Below are 17,699 nucleotides of genomic sequence, written 5' to 3' on the forward strand. Positions count from 1 at the left end.
CCTATCCCCAAAAGACTATTATGTTAATTATACCACAAAAAAGGGGTAAGAAAAGAAAGCCTCTACAGCGCTTTCCGATCCCCCGCGGTGGTCGGTGTAGAGATGACCAGGAACTCGACATCCTCCCCGGAGTCATTGCGTATTTGATGCGGAACGCCCGGCATAATCGTACAACCTTCCTGCATGGTTAACGTCGTTTCCTGACCGTCCACCCACATGACCGCTTCGCCTTTTATAATGAAGAAAAATTGCTTCGCCCTCTCGTGCACATGCTTGATCTCGCTCGTTCCTGCAGGCATGCGCTCCTGGATAATCGTTCTGTCTGCATCCCGCTCCAGAAACCAGCCATCGCAGCTGTCGCCCCATATGTAATGGTCAGCCTGATCCTTGTGAATTTTCATTATTGATCGACAGCTCCTCCACATTTCAAATAAAAAAAGACAGCCGGTTATCAGCTGTCTTTCTAATCTAACTTATTCCGTTGTGTAAGGCAACAATGCGATTGTACGAGCACGCTTGATAGCGATCGTCAATGCACGTTGGTACTTAGCGGAAGTACCAGTTACACGGCGAGGAAGGATCTTCCCGCGCTCACTGATGAACTTTTTAAGAGTTTCAATGTCTTTATAGTCAATGTGCTTGATTTTGTTAACTGTGAAGTAACAAACTTTACGACGTTTGCCTTTACCGCCTTTGCCACGAGGAGCAAATTTGCGATCGCCGCGATCTTCACTATTGTTATCTCTTTTTTGGAAAGCCATTAGTTTGTTCAGTCCTTTCTACTTTAGAATGGCAAGTCATCATCGGAAATATCGATCGGTTTTCCGTCATCGATGAAAGGATCCTGCTGTCCGCGTGACCCACCGCCGCGATTGCCGCTGCTTGCGCCATAGTTGGCGTTCGCATTCGATCCGCCGCCGTCTTCGCGATTCGCACCGTTGCTGGACTCAAGGAAACGTACATTATCGGCAATGACTTCGGTCACATAAACTCTCTTGCCCTCGTTATTGTCGTAATTCCGTACTTGAATGCGTCCTTCCACTGCTGTCAAACGGCCTTTACGCAAATAATTCGCGCATGTTTCGGCAAGCTGCCGCCATGTTACGATATTGATAAAGTCCGCTTCACGTTCTTTCGAACCTGCATTCGTGAAAGGGCGGTCTACCGCAAGTGTAAATTGCGTTACGGCTACGCCTGCTGGCGTATAACGTAGTTCCGGATCTCTGGTCAATCTACCGATAAGAATGACACGGTTCAACATCGAACATTCCCCCTGACGAAAAATACTGGCATGAATTAAGCTACGTCGTTTGTGATTAAGTGACGGATAACTTCATCCGTGATCTTAAGTACGCGATCAAGTTCAGTTACAACAGCAGGCTCTGCGTTGAAGTGTACCAGCACGTAGTGCCCGTCACGGAACTTATTGATCTCATACGCAAGACGGCGTTTGCCCATCAGGTCTTGTTTGGAGACTTCGCCTCCACCGTTCGTGATGATGCCTTGGAACTTTTCTACTGTAGATTGAACAACTTCTTGCTCAACGTCAGTACGAATGATGTACATCAGTTCATATTTGCGCATGTATGTCACCTCCTTATGGACTTAGCGGCTCCCTTCAAGCTTGCTTGTACAAGCGAAGGAGCAAGGAGCGAGGATTCTTTTTCAAAACTCGCACCTGAATACTATATCAAATTGCGCGGCGGATTACAAGTTTTTATCTTGAGGAATTGATCTGTCGTCCATCGCTAATGGGGCAAGGATGAACATGGCAATCCCTATCGTACATGGTTCCCCTGTCTTGGGACAATCTAAACATGATTGAAAATCTTCTGATGAGGTGATCAATATGGGTGAATGGACAGTATTCAATGAAGGCGACCATGTTCCTAACGACGGGGTATACATCGAGATGGGCGAAGATGCCGTCCACATGGGAATTGAGAACCCGAAAATCGTCACATTAAAAAAAGGCGACCGCTTCCCGGAGAACAGCAATCACAATCGGAAATGGCATCGCAAAAAGCCATGACGAGGAGACTGCAGGTATGAGAACTTCCACCTTTACCTGGCTGTTTACCTTCATTGGCGCAGCACTCTGTTTGATGCATTATTTATTTCACGATCATGATGCTTTCTACATGATTTTCTATGCGCTGAGCGTTCCGGCTTGGTTCGCATCTACGTTCACGAACGTCTATGAAATCTCCATGTTCCGGATGTTGATCATTTATGTACTGACGATCGCCACTTGGGCGCTTGTCGGCTATGTCATCGACAGGTTCTCGGTCAGCTACCGCAACCGGGACAGAAACTATTAGCAGCATGGCTGCCATCACACAACAACTGGCCCTTCTGTAGGAGTTCTACTTAAGGGCCAGTTCTTTGTATTGGAACGTTCATACGATAAACCTATACCCGGATCCCCATACGGTACCTATATACTGGGGTTTGGACGGGGTTTCCTCGATTTTCTCACGGATTCTGGCGATATGGACGGTTACCGTCGAAGCGTCGCCCAATGAATCCAGCCCCCAAATTCGCTCGAACAATTCTTCCTTGCCGAACACCCGGTTGGCATTCTGCAGAAGAAACAGCAGCAGATCAAATTCTTTTTGTGCCAGTGTCACTTCATTCCCATTCACGAACACTCTTCGTGCGTCCTTGTGCACTTCAAGTCCTCTCACTTGAAGCTTGCTGCCTTCGTTGCCTTTGCCGAACCGCTCTTTCATCCGCTCAAATTTCTTCAAATGCGCGCTAACCCGGGCCACCAGCTCTCCGGAACTGAACGGCTTCGTGATGTAATCGTCCGCTCCGAGGCCTAAGCCGTTGATTTTATAAATTTCTTCCGCTCTGGCCGAAACCAACAGAACCGGAATATCATCGTTTTCGCGCACGGTTCTCAGCACTTCGAATCCATCGATATCCGGAAGCATGATATCTAAGATGATAAGCTCAAACTGTTCTTCCTTCAGCGCCTTCAAGCCTGCCGATCCGCTGTTTACGATGGTTACCGAGTACCCGCTCAGCTCCAGATAGTCCCTCTGCAGATTGGCAATACTTTGATCGTCCTCGACAATAAGAATCTTCTTCATCCTATCCTCCCAAACACCTAGAACTTCTTCAACGAAATCATAATCCGGGTCCCTTCCCCTACCTGACTGGTCGCCCAGATCTTCCCTTCATGACCTTCCACAATCTGCTTGGCGATCGCCAGACCTAGTCCGCTTCCGATCTTCCTGGAGGGGTCCGCCTGATAAAACCGATCGAAAATGTGCGGAAGCTTATTCTCTGGTATGCCTTTACCATTATCTCTTATCTCTATAATCGCCGATGTTCGCGTTTCTCTTAATATAATGGCAACCCGCCCAGTCCCCTTCTCGACATAAGTCAAGGCATTATCCAAAATGTTCTGAATGACCCTCTTTAATCTTTCGACGTCGATTAATACTTGAACAGGGGCTTGTAATTCACTTATTAATTCAATCGTAACATTTGCCTTCTGAAATTCATAATTGTAATCCCCGACACAATCCTCGAAATACGCCTGTAGATCGCTCCTCTCGAAATGGTACGGGAGCTGGTTCAGATCCAGCTTGGAATATAGAAGCAGATCATCGATCATCGCATTCACCAAAATAGCTTTGGAGCGTGCTGTCTCCAGGTATTCTTCCAGCTTCTCAGGGGTCTTCGCCACCCCGTCTATGATGCCTTCTATATACCCTTTTATGGAAGTAACCGGTGTTTTCAAATCATGAGAAATGCTGGAAACGAGGAACTTGCGGTTATCGTCATACTTTTGCTGTAAATAGACCGATTCTTTCAGTTTGATCCTCATGAGCTCCAAAGTCCGGCATAGCTCGCGAATTTCGTCTTCGCCCTCCTCAGGGATGCCGCGGCTCAAATCCCCTTCGCTGATGGCTATCGCCGCTTTCTTCAGCCTGGCAATAGGCGAAACGATCCCGCGTGAGAATCTATAAGAAACCCATAAATTCATAAGAAGGAATATCACTGTGAAGAAGCTTAAAGTGAATATGGCGAAACTCCAGTAAATGCCGTATTTCAGCTTGGTCGGAGCGAGCAGCAGTAGAACGCCCGTATCTCCGCTTGACAGCGTATAGTCGGCCCGGGCATACATATACATACTGCCATCGAGCTCCAGCGTGTCCGAGCCGGAGGAGCCGTCCGACAGGATCAGGCTTTTCTCGATATCGATCTTCGCGAAGCTTTTGGTAGCGTATAGAACTTCCCTATTTTTAATCACAATGACATGAGCTCCCACTGCGTTTGCCCGTCCGGCAAGCTCTTTCTGAAACTTGGTATCCATGAGCTGCTCGAATTTGTATGTCTGGGCTTCACTTCGGAGTTCGCTGATTGCCGCCCTCACCTCGATAAACTGCTGAAACTCCTTCATCTGGACTTCACGGCCGAAAACTTTTGTATAGGAAGCTATGAAAATAATGGCCGCCAGGACGGTCAAACCGATCGAAGCCAGCACAGCCAGCGCATTCATCGTGAAAAAGCGTTTAGTGAAATTCATACAGATTCCTCTCTAGATATCTTTCCTGTCAAACAAATAATAACCTGTTGTAAATAACATGATACCACATCCCGAGATGATTAGAACTTGACGGACTATTTTCAACCAGTTGATCGTTTCCGAGATCCAGAGAATGTACCAATCAAACATCGATGTAATAAAAAAGCTGGAATACGAAGAAAACATAATACCAAAGAAATTAAAAGCAATAAAAACGAGGATGGCTAGGAAGAAAACAGCTAACCCGCCCTGAATGACATTCGCCAACAGCACGACGATAAGGGCAAATACGAATACAGGAAAGAAGGTTAACCCATAGGATACGATCACTTTGAATACACCCACCAAACTGGCGGACGACGGATTAAAGATGAAACCGGCGAGCAGGGATAAGATCATAACAAAAAGCAGATTTCCCGCGATGAATAAAGCCAAATTCAAAACCTTCGCGCTAAATACGCCAAATCTGGAGACCGGTCTTAAAAGCGTAATTTTCATTGTATTCGATGAAGACTCGCCGTTAAACATATCGATAGCCACGAAGATGGCAAACAGCGGTAATATCGTATACGTAAAGAATGACAATACGACAATCGGAAACTCAACACTGCCTACTACCCGCAATCCAAGACCGTGCTTAATCGTCGTGACGGCAATTTGTCCGATGATTACAGCAAGCGTGGATAAAATGGCGGCTGCCATCAATTTTTTCTTTTTGAGCAGCTTCACGGATTCATTCACAAATGCAGCCTTAAATCCTGCCATTCCTGTCCACCTCGCTAACGAAATAATTTTCAAGAGAAGAATAATATGAAAGGATTTGCTGCGTGTACTCGACGTTGACCAGCTTGCCCCCGTATACGATCCCGATTCTTGTGCAAGTTAATTCCACATCGTGAATCAAGTGACTGGAGATGAAGAACGTCGTACCTTCCTGCGACAGCTGCTTGATCAGCTTCCTCATCTCCAGCATTCCTTCTACATCCAGTCCATTCAAGGGCTCGTCCAGAATAAGCAGCTTAGGCTTGGACAGGATTGCCGCCGCTATACCTAACCTTTGCTTCATGCCAAGCGAGAACTTTTGTGCTTTCTCATTTTTATATTTCAACATGCCCGTAGTCTCCAGGCACTCGTCTATTCTTCGTTGGTCGACTTCCGGATAATATCTGGCAAACAGCTTCAAGTTCTCATTAGCCGTCAAATACGGATACGACTCCGCTGTTTCAATCATACAGCCTACATGTTTCATGGCGTTAACATAGTCCTCCGTAATGCTCGCGCCAAAAATCTTCACATCTCCGCGATCCGGTTTCATAAGACCCGTCATCATTTTCATCGCCGTCGTCTTCCCGGCCCCATTCGGACCCAGAAATCCGAACACATCTCCTTGATCTACATCCAAATTCAGCTCGCTGATACCCCGGCCATTCTTGAATGACTTGGTTAGCCCGCTGATTTCAATAGCTTTGACTATCAATGGATATCCCCCTCATAAACATGCTCAGGAAGCTGCATGAGCGCAGCCTCCTGAACTTCTTGTTTTTATTCGAATACGCGATCGAACTGACCGTCATAGAATGGTTTCGAATCTGATCTGTATGTGTCTTTGTTGCTAACTTCCAAATTCATATCGAAATAGATCTTGCCGGAGCCGTTCGGATGGATCATACCGTTCTTCTGCTCACCTTTCGCATCGGTATACGTGAAGGTCGAAGAGGCTGCCAGATTGTATTCGAAGTTGAAGACATCCTTATCCGGATATTCCTTCTCGTAACCAGGCTTCACGGTTTCAGTGAATTTCCCAGTCACTTTATCGCCGTCAACATTTGTGATTTCAATGGTTCTCTCACCGATCTTCACAAACTTGCCGTCTTTCTCCATGATGATGTTGTTTTTGTATGTTCCTACATACTTGCTGCTGAATCCGCTTGAGTAGCTGACTTTCTCAACATTCGCACCGGTTAGATCAGGCGTGACGATCTTCGTGTTCCCTACATCGGAAAGCTTCATAACAACATTCAGCGTTAAATCGTGTTGAACGCCATTCGCATCTTTCCCCGACAAGATGATGTCGCCAGTCACATTTTCCAGATAGCCGGCATTATTCTCTAGGGCAGATCCCACAACCTTTTTCACGAAAATATCGTTTTCGATTCTCGGTAGACTTTGCCCATCATTCAACATCTGTTTGAAACCGAAGGAAGATACGGCGTTTGCGATAGCAGGTACTTGTGCTTCAGACAAGCTTCCGGAGTACACTTTGCTACCGTTAGCCCCCTCTTCGACTTGTACGTAATCTTTGAGGTTACCGACAACAGCGTCAACAATCTTCTCAATCTCCGGAGCTCCCTTTTCATTGAAAGGATTATCGAAATCTGCCGGACCGCGTTGTTTGATATTAGCCGGGTGCTCACTTACATAGTACTTATCGTCCGTACCGTTTTTCCGTACCGTTAGTTTTGCGTCGGCGTAGGAATAGTTCGTCGTTGTTATGCCATCTGTCGTAGTTACTCTATTGGTCTCGGTCAATTGGTTGACCGTGTCCATCTTCTGAGTTTCGGATGCTTGCATCAAAACTTGGCCATTGTCTTTTAACGAATACAGAGCCTCAACCGTATAGTTATTCAAACCTTTCTCCATCATGGCTGCCGTCGTTTTGGCAGAGCCTTTCAAGCGGTCATACCCAGACCCGAGCAGCGTATCGGCGAAAGCGGTAGATACGAACAAGCACGCTCCGATCGTAAATGAAAGTACCGTAATTCCTTTTTTACTAAGTTTCATTTCGGTTCTCCTTTAATAACACGAATTAGGGGGAAACGTTTCCTTATCTCTATTGTAAAACATGCTTATTGCATCCTTCTAAATGGAATATTAACAAAGTATAAACTCTGGGCAAGATAGGAAAGGCCGTACAGCATCTCTCAGCTGCACGGCCTCATCCTCACTTCTGATATACATTCTTCTCCGATATCTTCCCGTCCGCGAAGTAAACAATTCTCATGTAATAGCCGGGTTGGTTCGAAATCGCAAATTCGTACGTCCTCTTGCCGTTCTCTTCTTTAACCAACTTCCCTTTGACTCCTGTCGCTTTCACCATTTCGTCATAGGTGCTTGTCATGCTTATTTTATCAGCCTGTTCCCGCGTCAACTGCGGAAGAGGCTCTTCCTTCGTCGTGTTAGTGCCGCCTGCTGCCGGCGTTGCTGTCGCTGTTCCACCTGTACCACCGCTTGTCCCGCTAGGCGTTGCAGATGCCCCTGCGGACGGCTGTACGGTCGCTCCTGCGCTTACCGTCGGGCTAGGCGATGCTGCCTCTTCATTCTTCTTAGCGCAGCCTGCGGCTGCTACGACGGCTGCTAGCGTCACCATCAAGATCAACCATTTCTTCATATGTTACTCCTCCTTCGTGATGCCCATACACATAGATATAAACTATTTTGCTTGTTTTTAAACAGTTTTATTCTTAACGGAATTGGCGTCGAAATTGTTTCACGTGGAACGATTTTATACATAGCTATTTGAGAATAAAAAAAGCCTCCTGCGATTACAGGAGACTCTCTAATCACTATTCAGATCAGTACGGAAAGAGTGGGATTCGAACCCACGCACGCCTCGCGACGCCTAGCTGATTTCGAGTCAGCCCCCTTGGGCCTCTTGGGTACCTTTCCACGAAAAGTGAGAACAGGATTTATTATAACAAATAATCCGTGTTCTCGCAAGTACCTGTCCCATTTTTTCATGAGGACGTTTCTTCGTCTCCTTCAACCGCCGCTGCGTTGGAGCGAAGCACTTTCTTCAACTTGCTCTCAAACTTCGTTCGGGGTACCAGGACACTATGTTTACATCCCACACATTTGATCCGAATGTCCATTCCCATCCGTATGATTTCCATCTCATTGGTGCCACACGGATGGGGCTTTTTCATTTGCACAATATCGCCAAGCTGATACTGCTTTTTCTCCATTCGTCCGCCACCGCCTTCCACTTCAAGTTAGCTATTCTCGATTTGCACCGTATCCAACCTTTTCTTAATTTCAATATTCAAAAGTCTGGTCACATTAAACTGCCTAGTCGGTTTACATTCGGCAATGATCCGGATTTTCAAATCCGTGGAGCCTACAACTTGAACGCCAAGCACCTCCGGCTCTTTGACAACGTCGTCTGTTAACTCATGTACATGCTTGGCCGTTTCTTTCAGCACTTTCGTAGCTTCATCAATATCCATATGATGCGGGATGGTCACATCGACAACAGCCAATGAATTGTAAGTTGAGAAATTCGTCACTTGCTTAATATTTCCGTTCGGGATGATATGCACTTCCCCGGTCCAGCTTTTGATTCTCGTCACGCGAATGCCGATTTCTTCTACCGTTCCTTTATAGGAATCAATTTGGATGACATCTCCAACCCCGAATTGATCCTCGAAAATAATGAAGAAACCCGTAATAACATCCTTCACCAAACTCTGCGCTCCGAAACCTATCGCCAATCCAAGAACCCCCGCACCGGCAAGCAGCGGCCCCAGATTAAAACCTATTTGCCCTAAGATTAGCATAATACATATTAAATTAACCGTATATGCTATTAAATTATGTATGAGACTACCAATCGTATTCGTCCTTCGCCTATCAAACTTCAGTGGCGACCTATCTCTAGCAGCCATCATATGTGCTATTGTTTTGTCCGCTATTTTAATACATATTCTAGCAGCTATATAAATAACAATAATTTTCACTAGAATCCAGAATAGCGATGCCAGCATCTCAGGTTTCATGACATGCTCGCGAATCCAGTTCATCAGATCAGTAAAATACTTGGTAATAAAGGCCAAGGTTTAGACCTCCTTTTTCATTCCATCGTAACATATTTATCTTCTATTTTAAAATAGATGCCTCTGATTTCTACCTTCTCAGACTCTATAATCTCTTTGACTTCCGCTAGATTCTCCCCCGGGAATTCAATAGACAAAGCACAGCCCGCTGTGACCTCCTTAGGCGTCGGCCTTATGTCGATTTCGATATCCGCGTACTCTAGCAGCATCTCGGCACGGAGGGCTTGCTGGGTCGAATCAAAGGCCAACAGCATGATCGAAATATTCAAGGAAAAACCCTCCTCTCCTACGTATAAATGTCTCTATCTATCCATATACTAGTAAAAAAAGAAGAAGTACTTGGAGGGATAAAATGAAATTCCAATTTGGTTTCGACGGAATGAAAGATACGGATCTAGCCCCACTCAAAATCCAGCATACAGATGCCGATACCCCTTTTCTTCTCTCTAAGCATTTGCAAGCCATCTTTAGCAAGCTACCATCCTATCAACCTATTGTTATCATCTGTGTAGGAACCGATCGCTCTACTGGCGACTCGCTCGGTCCGTTAGTCGGCTCTCATCTTAATCGTACAACCAATCTTCGGAACCTTCATTTGTTCGGCACTCTGGATGAACCTGTTCACGCCATGAATCTGGCGGATACGGTTGAGAAGATAAATCGTCAGTTCGATAACCCGTTCATCGTAGCCGTCGATGCTTGCTTAGGTCAAGTCTCAAGTGTCGGCTGCATCCAAGTTGCGGATGGCCCCCTCAAGCCTGGTGCCGGTGTGAATAAAGACCTTCCTCCGGTTGGCAACATTCACGTCACGGGCATTGTCAACGTCGGAGGATTCATGGAATATTTCGTGCTGCAAAATACAAGGCTTAGCTTAGTCATGAATATGGCCAACGTAATTGGCGATGCGCTTCACTCCGCATTGCGTCGTACGCAAGCTTATTCGCCAAGCATTAAGACGGCTTTAAAGTTTGACTAATGGCTTCTTTTTCTTCCGGACTTAGTGTAAATGTGGATTGACCATTTTGAATCGGCTTAGCGTATAGATACATCTGCTCCCTGCTATGTATACCTGTTAACACTACGCCATCTTGATAATCATCCAGAATTGCCACAGTAAAGCTTAAGTTGCTTCCGCCATCTTGAAAAGCATTATAGCGATGAATGGCGACTTTCGATTTCATCTTCGTTAAGGATTGGCGAATCGTTTCTACATGGGCTGAAGTCATTGCGGATTCGGCCTTTTGCGCGTTGATTTCGCTTTGCATATCAATGACGAGCTGCTCCATATTTTCTGCTTGTGAGCCGTTCATCATTCGCACGTACTGCTTCCGCAAGGATGATAATTTCGTGGAAAGCACAATGACGTAAATAAATAAAATCAAGATAAGCACATAACTGGACAGCACAACAACGCTGCCATCCAAGCCATACAGTTCCCCCATGGTTGATCCCTCTTTCTACTTAGCATACTGCGTTTGGATCTCTTTGACTGCCTGAATAAGAGCATCCACTTCTTCATTTGTTGTGAAATATCCGATACTGGCTCGAACCGCGCCACTGGCTAGCGTGCCTGCTGACTCATGGGCCAGCGGTGAGCAATGATAGCCGGAACGAACGGCGATTTGAAATGACTGGTCCAAAATAAAGGCTACTTCCGAAGAATCCGCATCATGAATATTAAAGGAAACAATCCCTGTTTTATTTTGTCCAAGTGCAGGTCCAAGAATCGTGACCCCTTTAATTCCCAGTAAACCTTCCATTAGCCTTTGAGTTAGATTCCACTCTTTCTCATGGATTTTCTCAATCGTCTCTGAGAGTATGAATTTCACGCCTTCATTCAAGCCCGCGATCCCTACCGTGTTTTGCGTCCCCGCCTCATACCGGTCAGGTCGTACGGTTGGCTGGTGAATAGCTTCTGATTGACTCCCCGTCCCCCCATGAAGGAGAGGCTCCAAATCGATATTCGGATGAACATACAACCCGCCCGTTCCCTGAGGCCCTAGAAGCCCCTTGTGGCCCGGGAAAGCCAACATATCGATATTCATATTCCCTACATGAATGGGCAGAATTCCGGCGCTCTGAGCGGCGTCTACGAGCAGCTTAGCGCCATGCATACGGCATATTTCACCGATCTCAGCAACAGGCATAATCGTGCCTAACAAATTAGAGCTATGATTGACGACAACAAGTGATGTATTCGAACGCAAAGCCTGTTTCAGCTCATCTAACCGGATATTTCCCTGCACGTCATTGCGAATATATGTAAGCTCAACTTGACCAGAGGCTCTCAGATGTTCAAGCGGTCTTCGAACCGAATTATGTTCGATATTCGTGCAAATCACATGATCTCCAGGTTTAACAAACCCTTTAATCGCTTGATTAAGCGCTTGTGTTGTGTTCAAGGCAAACGATATGTCGTTCGGATTTTTAATACTGAATAGCTTAGCGAGGTTTCTCCTTGTATCAAAAAGCACCCTGCTCGATTTGACCGCCATCTGATGGCTTCCCCGACCTGGATTGGCCGCGTATTCCTGCATGCAATTCATCATGGCTTCCATGACGGCTGGCGGCTTCGGCCAGGAGGTTGCCGCTTGATCGAAATACATAATTCCCTCCATACTACGATCACCCTCTCCTACGAAATCGAAGTTCCACTCATAAATATAGCATACCTTAGTTTGATCTTTCTGCTCGAAAGAAAACCATCGGTATGCTATCTAATTTTAAGAGATTTTGCCTTGAAGTAATTCTAGCAGACGGTTCAAATCGTCCTTCGAATAATAGAGCAGTTCGATTTTCCCTTTATCCTGCTGATGTTTGATTTTCACCGTTGTACGGTAAATATCCCTCAGTTGATCCTCAGCTTGATTAATATAGGGGTCTCTATTCTTTTCTTTTTGCTTCGGTTTTTCTTTTTCCTGCCCTGGCGCTTCCTCCAGCATTTTCACTGCTTCTTCTAGCTCACGGACACTCCACTGCTTGGAGATAGTCGCTTCGGCAAGCTCTTTCTTCACTTTGTCATCTTTGACACCGACAATGGCTCTCGCATGTCCCATGGATAATGTTCCACGTGAAACATATTGCTTGATTGACTCCGGCAGCTGCAGCAGTCGAAGGAAGTTCGCGATATGCGAACGGCTTTTCCCTACTTTGGCGGAGAGCTCTTCTTGCGTAAGAGAAAACTGATCAATAATACCTTGATAAGCAAAAGCAATCTCCATCGCATTCAAGTCTTCCCGCTGGACATTCTCGATAAGGGCAATCTCCATAACTTGCTGATCGGTGAAAGATCTTTCAACAGCTGGAATTGTAGCAAGTCCTGACATTTGCGAAGCCCGAAATCTGCGCTCGCCGGCAATGATCTCATAGCCTTTAAGGACTTTACGCACAATAATCGGTTGAATAACGCCATGCTCTTTAATCGAGTCCGATAACTCTTTGATGCTATCTTCGTTGAAATGTTTCCTAGGTTGATAAGGGTTTGCTCTCAGTTGGGCCAAAGGAATTTGAACAACTTTATCACTTTCATCAATATGCAAAGAAGTAATTAAAGCGTCCAATCCCTTACCTAACCCCTTGGACAGACCTTTGGTCATATCGAGATCACTTCCTTCGCAAGCTCTAAATACACTTCCGCGCCTTTTGATCTAGGATCATAAGTAATAATCGATTGTCCGTGGCTGGGTGCTTCGCTTAAGCGAACGTTCCGCGGAATAATCGTTTGGTACACTTTCGTTTGGAAGTATTTCTTCACTTCCTCAATAACTTGAATGCCGAGGTTCGTCCTTGCATCAAACATCGTCAGCAGAACGCCTTCAATTTGAAGCCCTGTATTGAGATGCTTTTGAACCAAGCGAACTGTATTCAGCAGTTGGCTCAGCCCTTCAAGCGCATAGTATTCACATTGAATTGGGATAATGACAGAGTCTGCAGCTGTTAATGAATTAATCGTAAGAAGACCTAAAGACGGAGGACAATCAATAAGAATATAATCGTACAAATGTTTTACGAGTTGCAAAGACTTCTTCAGACGCACTTCTCTAGAAATCGTTGGGACAAGTTCAATCTCGGCACCGGCAAGCTGAATCGTAGCCGGCACGATTTTTAGATTTGGAACATTCGTATCTACTGTTGCATCTTTTGGGTGAACGTCGTTAATTAGCACATCATAGATGCAATTCACAACGTCTGCTTTATTAACACCAATCCCACTTGTCGTATTACCTTGCGGATCAATGTCAACAAGAAGCACTCTCTTCCCTAGAGAGGCCAGGGAAGCACCCAAATTAACAGAAGTTGTCGTCTTGCCGACGCCACCCTTCTGATTTGTTATTGCTATTATTTTAGACAAAACTATTTCACCTCAATCACTTATGTTCCAAATGCCAATCTACAGCAATAACTCTATCTTAACATATCTATCAACCAGTTACCTTATCTACTTTTGTTCATGATATCTCATAAGATGCAAAAAAACGGCTTGCGCCGTTTAAGGTAGCAATAAATGCTGGATTATCGTTTAGGAATTTTAATTACGATTTCATAATGATCTTCATGATCTTGCTCTTGGGTATTAATATTCAAACCGGAGCTGGTCACCATCTCAACAGATTGCCGAATGGTGTTTAAAGCTAAACGAACATCCTTCGAGAATGACACGCGACGCGCCTTCTTAATCTTCGTTGCTTCCTTTAAGAAATTGATCTTAATCTCCGTTTGCTTAACATTCAATTCCTTGGCGATCACTTCTTCAAGGATTTTCACCTGCAAATCTTCTTGATCCAAAGCCAACAGAGCACGAGCATGGCGTTCCGTAATTTTCCGCTCCATTAAGGCCATTTTCACTGGCTCACTTAAATGAAGTAAACGAATTTTGTTCGCAATCGTCGACTGGCTTTTGCCCAGTCGCTGCGCCAAGCTCTCTTGTGTCAAATCGTGCATCTCGATCAATTGTTGATAGGCGGCTGCCTCTTCTATAGCAGTCAAACCTTCGCGCTGCAAATTTTCAATAAGTGCAATGGAAGCCGCCTGCGAATCGTTAAAATCGCGGACGATGGCCGGGATCGTATCAAGCCCCAGCTTCTTCACCGCTCTTAACCGACGTTCACCGGCAATAAGTTCAAATGTATTGTTTTTGACCCTGACTACGATAGGTTGAATGACCCCGTGCGTTCGAATCGTTTGGCACAATTCATCGATACGATCATCGTCAAATAAAGTTCGAGGTTGATATGGACTTGGAATAATATTATTAACAGGTATGTTTTTGACTTCATCCAACGATGAACGATCAGCCAGTCCAAATAGCTTTGATATTTGCTCTTTCATAGGAAAACCTACCACCAACTCTTCCCGTAGTTTAAGCGACCATAACGATCCAAAGATAGACGACCTCTTCGTTCTACTCAAGGGCAACGACTTCGTCGTCCTTTGGGGGCGGGCGCGTTTGTCAAAGTTGACATGGAAAGCACCAGCAGTACCTGATCCTACTTTCCGATCAACGAACGAAAACGCTTGTCAAGATTACGGCGAAGTATGACAAGTGCAATCACATGATTTCGAATACATCCTACTTAATAATAATTCTCCATGAAAGCAAAATTTCCTGCTTTTCATGATTGTGAAACTTCGATGAACCATTCTCTTTGAATGTTTCACGTGGAACATTCTTAGCGCTTTTCTAGCGGCTCTTTCAAAGGTAGACCGGCTTTCCTCGGGTACTTCGCGGGCGTAGGAGCTAGCTTTTTGATTTCTACAAAATGCCGCATAGATTCCTCGATAGGCAGCTGCATAGGGATCACCCGCAGTACCTTCCCCCTGAGCTCGTTCAAGCTGTAGTCAGCAGCATGCAGCTCCTCGTCGATCTCCGCCCCCTTCATTGCAATGAAAGTTCCATCCTTCCTAGCGAAAGGCAGGCAGAACTCATTCAAAACTTGAAGTCTAGCAACCGCTCTAGCCGTAACAAGATCGTATTGGTCGCGGTACTTGGGCATTCTAGCAATATCCTCTGCCCTTCCGTGTACACATTCTGTTTCGGTTAGACCTAGCTGGGAAACGATCTCTTTCAAAAATAAGATGCGTTTATTCAAAGAGTCGACAATCGTAACTTTCAAATGAGGAAAAGCAATCTTCAAAGGGATACTCGGAAACCCCGCCCCAGAACCAATGTCTGCGACGGAGTTTACCGATTTCATATTAAAGTGGAAAGCGACGGAAAGAGAATCATAGAAATGCTTCAAGTAAACTTGATCTCTCTCTGTAATTCCTGTCAAATTCATTCGCTCATTCCACTCGACAAGTGTCTTATAATATTGCTCGAATTGTTCTAATTGCCTATCGTTCAGCGTTATGTCGTGTTCTTCAAGCATACGTACAAATTGTTGTTGAATAGCGTCCATCCGTTAACCTCTTGCCGCTGTGACTCTGTTATAGTGTTCCAAATAAACAAGTAAGATGGAAATGTCGGAAGGCGTCACACCGGCAATACGCGATGCTTGCCCGATCGATATCGGACGAATTTTGGCCAGCTTCTGCTTAGCTTCCGTTGCGATCCCATGGATGTCACTATATTCGATATCATCAGGTATCTTTTTCTTCTCCATCTTGCGCAGGCGATCAACTTGATTGCTCTGCTTCTCAATGTATCCCGCATATTTCACTTGGATTTCGACTTGTTCCTTCATCTCTTCATCCAGTTCAAGCGGGGATGGACACATGATTTCGATATGCTTATACTCAATCTCCGGACGGCGCAGCAAGCCAATTGCGGGAACGGAATTATTCAACTGAACGCTTTCCAAGCTTTCCAACAGTTGCTGAACATGAGGCTCCGGTCTTACTTTATCCGTATTCAACCGCTCAATCTCTTGCTCGACCAAAGCTTTCTTATTCAAAAACGCCGCGTATCGCTCTTCAGAAATCAAGCCGATTTCATACCCGATCGGCGTCAAGCGCATATCCGCGTTGTCATGGCGAAGGAGCAAGCGATATTCAGCACGAGAAGTTAACAAACGATAGGGCTCATTCGTTCCTTTGGTAACCAAATCGTCGATCAGGACGCCGATGTATCCTTCGGAGCGATCCAGAACAACAGCTTCTTTCCCTTGCACTTTGCGGGCCGCATTAATACCGGCCATGACCCCTTGCCCTGCAGCTTCTTCGTAACCGGAAGTTCCGTTAATTTGACCTGCCGTGAACAAGCCGCTAATGAGCTTCGTTTCTAGCGATGGCTTAAGTTGAGTAGGAACGACAGCATCATACTCGATCGCATAACCGGTGCGCATCATCTCTACTTTCTCCAAACCTGGAATGGAACGCAAAATCCCTAACTGCACATCCTCCGGCATGCTCGTCGACAGCCCTTGAACGTAGTATTCGGAAGTATTGCGGCCTTCCGGCTCTAAGAATATTTGATGCTTTGGCTTATCAGCAAAACGTACGATTTTATCTTCAATCGAAGGGCAATATCTTGGACCCGTACCTTCAATGGCGCCAGAAAACATCGGAGCACGGTGAAGATTGGAATTGATAATATGGTGCGTTTCTTCAGATGTATAGGTTAACCAGCAAGGCAGCTGCTCATTGGATCCCGTTTTTGTCTCGTAGGAGAAAAATTTCGGCTGGTCGTCGCCGGGTTGAATTTCAGTTTTGCTGAAATCGATCGTGTCTTTGTGCACACGCGGCGGCGTACCGGTTTTGAAACGAACAAGTTCAAAACCGAGACTGCGCAAGGATTCGGACAGCTTCACAGATGGCTGTTGATTATTCGGTCCGCTCTCGTACATGAGCTCACCCATGATCACTTTGCCTCTTAGATAAGTCCCGGTTGTTAGAACAACGGCCTTGGCATAATATTCAGCGCCTGTTTTTGTCACAACCCCTTTGACCTCTCCGTTCTCCACGATGAGATCTTCAGCCATCCCTTGACGAAGCGTCAAGTTTGGTGTCGCTTCGATCGTTTCTTTCATTTTGTGCTGATAAGAAAATTTGTCGGCTTGCGCGCGAAGTGCGTGCACGGCCGGCCCCTTACCTGTATTCAACATACGGAGTTGAATATACGTTTTGTCGATGTTGCGTCCCATCTCACCGCCAAGTGCGTCGATCTCTCGAACGACATGGCCCTTAGCTGGACCTCCAATAGAAGGGTTGCAAGGCATGAAAGCCACCATATCCAAATTGATCGTAAGTAACAATGTATTGCAGCCCATTCGGGCAGATGCCAAAGCTGATTCACAGCCAGCGTGTCCGGCACCGATGACGATAACATCATACTCGCCTGCATGATATCCCATCGTAGTCATTCCTCCCTCTTTTGTGAAAACGAAAATGCT

23 protein-coding genes and 1 tRNA gene are annotated in these 17,699 nt (G+C 45.7%); 3 read left to right on the plus strand and 21 right to left on the minus strand.

The features are described from left to right. Positions 1-62 precede the first annotated feature (62 nt). The 4 genes from PUT07_RS27375 to rpsF all read right to left on the minus strand — a co-directional run bounded on the left by PUT07_RS27375 (position 63) and on the right by rpsF (position 1,584). Positions 63-401: a cupin domain-containing protein gene (locus PUT07_RS27375; RefSeq protein ID WP_274471951.1), complete on the minus strand. Its 339-nt coding sequence runs from the start codon at positions 399-401 to the stop codon at positions 63-65. A 72-nt stretch (positions 402-473) separates the two neighbouring features. Next, positions 474-761 carry a 30S ribosomal protein S18 gene (gene rpsR / locus PUT07_RS27380; protein ID WP_274471952.1) on the minus strand — a complete coding sequence of 96 codons (288 nt, stop codon included), beginning with the start codon at positions 759-761 and terminating at the stop codon, positions 474-476. 23 nt (positions 762-784) lie between these two features. Then, the gene (ssb, locus tag PUT07_RS27385; RefSeq protein WP_274471953.1) at positions 785-1,261 is read right to left on the minus strand and encodes a single-stranded DNA-binding protein; all 477 of its coding nucleotides are present in this window, start codon (positions 1,259-1,261) and stop codon (positions 785-787) included. A gap of 35 nt (positions 1,262-1,296) precedes the next feature. Beyond that, on the minus strand, positions 1,297-1,584 hold the full coding sequence (rpsF, locus tag PUT07_RS27390; protein ID WP_274471954.1) for a 30S ribosomal protein S6: 288 nt from the start codon (positions 1,582-1,584) through the stop codon (positions 1,297-1,299). 265 nt (positions 1,585-1,849) lie between these two features. Between rpsF and PUT07_RS27395 the strand changes: the two genes are divergently transcribed. Continuing rightward, complete coding sequence (locus tag PUT07_RS27395) at positions 1,850-2,032, plus strand: YjzC family protein (RefSeq protein ID WP_274471955.1); 183 nt, start codon at positions 1,850-1,852, stop codon at positions 2,030-2,032. A gap of 16 nt (positions 2,033-2,048) precedes the next feature. After that, the gene (locus PUT07_RS27400) at positions 2,049-2,321 is read left to right on the plus strand and encodes a hypothetical protein (RefSeq protein ID WP_274471956.1); all 273 of its coding nucleotides are present in this window, start codon (positions 2,049-2,051) and stop codon (positions 2,319-2,321) included. Between the two features lie 78 nt (positions 2,322-2,399). Here the strand turns inward: PUT07_RS27400 and PUT07_RS27405 are convergent, their stop codons facing one another. From PUT07_RS27405 to PUT07_RS27450, 10 genes are all read right to left on the minus strand, one after another. Then, positions 2,400-3,095 (minus strand): response regulator transcription factor, encoded by a 696-nt coding sequence (locus tag PUT07_RS27405; RefSeq protein WP_274471958.1) that lies wholly within the window; start codon positions 3,093-3,095, stop codon positions 2,400-2,402. 17 nt (positions 3,096-3,112) lie between these two features. After that, entirely contained in the window at positions 3,113-4,540 is a 1,428-nt protein-coding gene (locus tag PUT07_RS27410; RefSeq protein ID WP_274471959.1) for a sensor histidine kinase, read from the minus strand. A 12-nt stretch (positions 4,541-4,552) separates the two neighbouring features. After that, positions 4,553-5,338, minus strand: a complete 786-nt coding sequence (locus PUT07_RS27415) for an ABC transporter permease (RefSeq protein ID WP_274471960.1) — start codon at positions 5,336-5,338, stop codon at positions 4,553-4,555. Next, on the minus strand, positions 5,292-6,014 hold the full coding sequence (locus PUT07_RS27420) for an ABC transporter ATP-binding protein (protein WP_274472006.1): 723 nt from the start codon (positions 6,012-6,014) through the stop codon (positions 5,292-5,294). Before PUT07_RS27420 ends, PUT07_RS27415 begins: the two co-directional genes overlap by 47 nt. A 68-nt stretch (positions 6,015-6,082) precedes the next feature. Beyond that, positions 6,083-7,321 carry a hypothetical protein gene (locus tag PUT07_RS27425; protein ID WP_274471961.1) on the minus strand — a complete coding sequence of 413 codons (1,239 nt, stop codon included), beginning with the start codon at positions 7,319-7,321 and terminating at the stop codon, positions 6,083-6,085. Between the two features lie 160 nt (positions 7,322-7,481). Next, the gene (locus tag PUT07_RS27430; protein ID WP_274471962.1) at positions 7,482-7,928 is read right to left on the minus strand and encodes a hypothetical protein; all 447 of its coding nucleotides are present in this window, start codon (positions 7,926-7,928) and stop codon (positions 7,482-7,484) included. Between the two features lie 190 nt (positions 7,929-8,118). Beyond that, positions 8,119-8,206 (minus strand) — tRNA-Ser (locus tag PUT07_RS27435). Positions 8,207-8,274: 68 nt separating this feature from the next. Continuing rightward, the gene (locus PUT07_RS27440; RefSeq protein WP_274471963.1) at positions 8,275-8,502 is read right to left on the minus strand and encodes a DUF951 domain-containing protein; all 228 of its coding nucleotides are present in this window, start codon (positions 8,500-8,502) and stop codon (positions 8,275-8,277) included. Positions 8,503-8,529: 27 nt separating this feature from the next. Beyond that, the gene (locus PUT07_RS27445) at positions 8,530-9,336 is read right to left on the minus strand and encodes a mechanosensitive ion channel family protein (protein ID WP_338000778.1); all 807 of its coding nucleotides are present in this window, start codon (positions 9,334-9,336) and stop codon (positions 8,530-8,532) included. A 50-nt stretch (positions 9,337-9,386) separates the two neighbouring features. Continuing rightward, positions 9,387-9,623 carry a DUF3343 domain-containing protein gene (locus PUT07_RS27450; RefSeq protein WP_274472008.1) on the minus strand — a complete coding sequence of 79 codons (237 nt, stop codon included), beginning with the start codon at positions 9,621-9,623 and terminating at the stop codon, positions 9,387-9,389. Positions 9,624-9,721: 98 nt separating this feature from the next. Here PUT07_RS27450 and yyaC point away from each other — a divergent pair, with 98 nt between their 5' ends. Then, on the plus strand, positions 9,722-10,345 hold the full coding sequence (gene yyaC / locus PUT07_RS27455) for a spore protease YyaC (protein ID WP_274471965.1): 624 nt from the start codon (positions 9,722-9,724) through the stop codon (positions 10,343-10,345). Here yyaC and PUT07_RS27460 read toward each other — a convergent pair. The 7 genes from PUT07_RS27460 to mnmG all read right to left on the minus strand — a co-directional run bounded on the left by PUT07_RS27460 (position 10,320) and on the right by mnmG (position 17,660). Further along, positions 10,320-10,811: a DUF4446 family protein gene (locus tag PUT07_RS27460; protein ID WP_274471966.1), complete on the minus strand. Its 492-nt coding sequence runs from the start codon at positions 10,809-10,811 to the stop codon at positions 10,320-10,322. The genes yyaC and PUT07_RS27460 overlap by 26 nt on opposite strands. A gap of 15 nt (positions 10,812-10,826) precedes the next feature. After that, entirely contained in the window at positions 10,827-11,987 is a 1,161-nt protein-coding gene (locus PUT07_RS27465) for an aminotransferase class V-fold PLP-dependent enzyme (RefSeq protein WP_274471967.1), read from the minus strand. 105 nt (positions 11,988-12,092) lie between these two features. After that, positions 12,093-12,953, minus strand: a complete 861-nt coding sequence (locus tag PUT07_RS27470) for a ParB/RepB/Spo0J family partition protein (RefSeq protein WP_274472009.1) — start codon at positions 12,951-12,953, stop codon at positions 12,093-12,095. Between the two features lie 8 nt (positions 12,954-12,961). Next, on the minus strand, positions 12,962-13,720 hold the full coding sequence (locus tag PUT07_RS27475) for a ParA family protein (RefSeq protein WP_274471969.1): 759 nt from the start codon (positions 13,718-13,720) through the stop codon (positions 12,962-12,964). A gap of 161 nt (positions 13,721-13,881) precedes the next feature. Beyond that, positions 13,882-14,697, minus strand: coding sequence for a nucleoid occlusion protein (gene noc, locus PUT07_RS27480; protein WP_274471970.1), 816 nt, complete (start codon positions 14,695-14,697; stop codon positions 13,882-13,884). Between the two features lie 341 nt (positions 14,698-15,038). Continuing rightward, positions 15,039-15,767, minus strand: a complete 729-nt coding sequence (gene rsmG, locus PUT07_RS27485) for a 16S rRNA (guanine(527)-N(7))-methyltransferase RsmG (RefSeq protein WP_274471972.1) — start codon at positions 15,765-15,767, stop codon at positions 15,039-15,041. A gap of 3 nt (positions 15,768-15,770) precedes the next feature. Further along, positions 15,771-17,660, minus strand: coding sequence for a tRNA uridine-5-carboxymethylaminomethyl(34) synthesis enzyme MnmG (gene mnmG / locus PUT07_RS27490; RefSeq protein WP_274471973.1), 1,890 nt, complete (start codon positions 17,658-17,660; stop codon positions 15,771-15,773). Positions 17,661-17,699: the final 39 nt, after the last annotated feature.

This window comes from Paenibacillus sp. MAHUQ-63 (assembly GCF_028765165.1).
Taxonomy (GTDB): domain Bacteria; phylum Bacillota; class Bacilli; order Paenibacillales; family NBRC-103111; genus Paenibacillus_E.

Coding starts and splice junctions, on each gene's coding strand:
- PUT07_RS27375 (WP_274471951.1), bottom strand. CDS start 401: ATGAAAATTCACAAGGATCAGGCTGACCATTACATATGGGGCGACAGC.
- rpsR (WP_274471952.1), bottom strand. CDS start 761: ATGGCTTTCCAAAAAAGAGATAACAATAGTGAAGATCGCGGCGATCGC.
- ssb (WP_274471953.1), bottom strand. CDS start 1,261: ATGTTGAACCGTGTCATTCTTATCGGTAGATTGACCAGAGATCCGGAA.
- rpsF (WP_274471954.1), bottom strand. CDS start 1,584: ATGCGCAAATATGAACTGATGTACATCATTCGTACTGACGTTGAGCAA.
- PUT07_RS27395 (WP_274471955.1), top strand. CDS start 1,850: ATGGGTGAATGGACAGTATTCAATGAAGGCGACCATGTTCCTAACGAC.
- PUT07_RS27400 (WP_274471956.1), top strand. CDS start 2,049: ATGAGAACTTCCACCTTTACCTGGCTGTTTACCTTCATTGGCGCAGCA.
- PUT07_RS27405 (WP_274471958.1), bottom strand. CDS start 3,095: ATGAAGAAGATTCTTATTGTCGAGGACGATCAAAGTATTGCCAATCTG.
- PUT07_RS27410 (WP_274471959.1), bottom strand. CDS start 4,540: ATGAATTTCACTAAACGCTTTTTCACGATGAATGCGCTGGCTGTGCTG.
- PUT07_RS27425 (WP_274471961.1), bottom strand. CDS start 7,321: ATGAAACTTAGTAAAAAAGGAATTACGGTACTTTCATTTACGATCGGA.
- PUT07_RS27430 (WP_274471962.1), bottom strand. CDS start 7,928: ATGAAGAAATGGTTGATCTTGATGGTGACGCTAGCAGCCGTCGTAGCA.
- PUT07_RS27440 (WP_274471963.1), bottom strand. CDS start 8,502: ATGGAGAAAAAGCAGTATCAGCTTGGCGATATTGTGCAAATGAAAAAG.
- PUT07_RS27445 (WP_338000778.1), bottom strand. CDS start 9,336: ATGAACTGGATTCGCGAGCATGTCATGAAACCTGAGATGCTGGCATCG.
- PUT07_RS27450 (WP_274472008.1), bottom strand. CDS start 9,623: ATGCTGTTGGCCTTTGATTCGACCCAGCAAGCCCTCCGTGCCGAGATG.
- yyaC (WP_274471965.1), top strand. CDS start 9,722: ATGAAATTCCAATTTGGTTTCGACGGAATGAAAGATACGGATCTAGCC.
- PUT07_RS27460 (WP_274471966.1), bottom strand. CDS start 10,811: ATGGGGGAACTGTATGGCTTGGATGGCAGCGTTGTTGTGCTGTCCAGT.
- PUT07_RS27465 (WP_274471967.1), bottom strand. CDS start 11,987: ATGGAGGGAATTATGTATTTCGATCAAGCGGCAACCTCCTGGCCGAAG.
- noc (WP_274471970.1), bottom strand. CDS start 14,697: ATGAAAGAGCAAATATCAAAGCTATTTGGACTGGCTGATCGTTCATCG.
- rsmG (WP_274471972.1), bottom strand. CDS start 15,767: ATGGACGCTATTCAACAACAATTTGTACGTATGCTTGAAGAACACGAC.
- mnmG (WP_274471973.1), bottom strand. CDS start 17,660: ATGGGATATCATGCAGGCGAGTATGATGTTATCGTCATCGGTGCCGGA.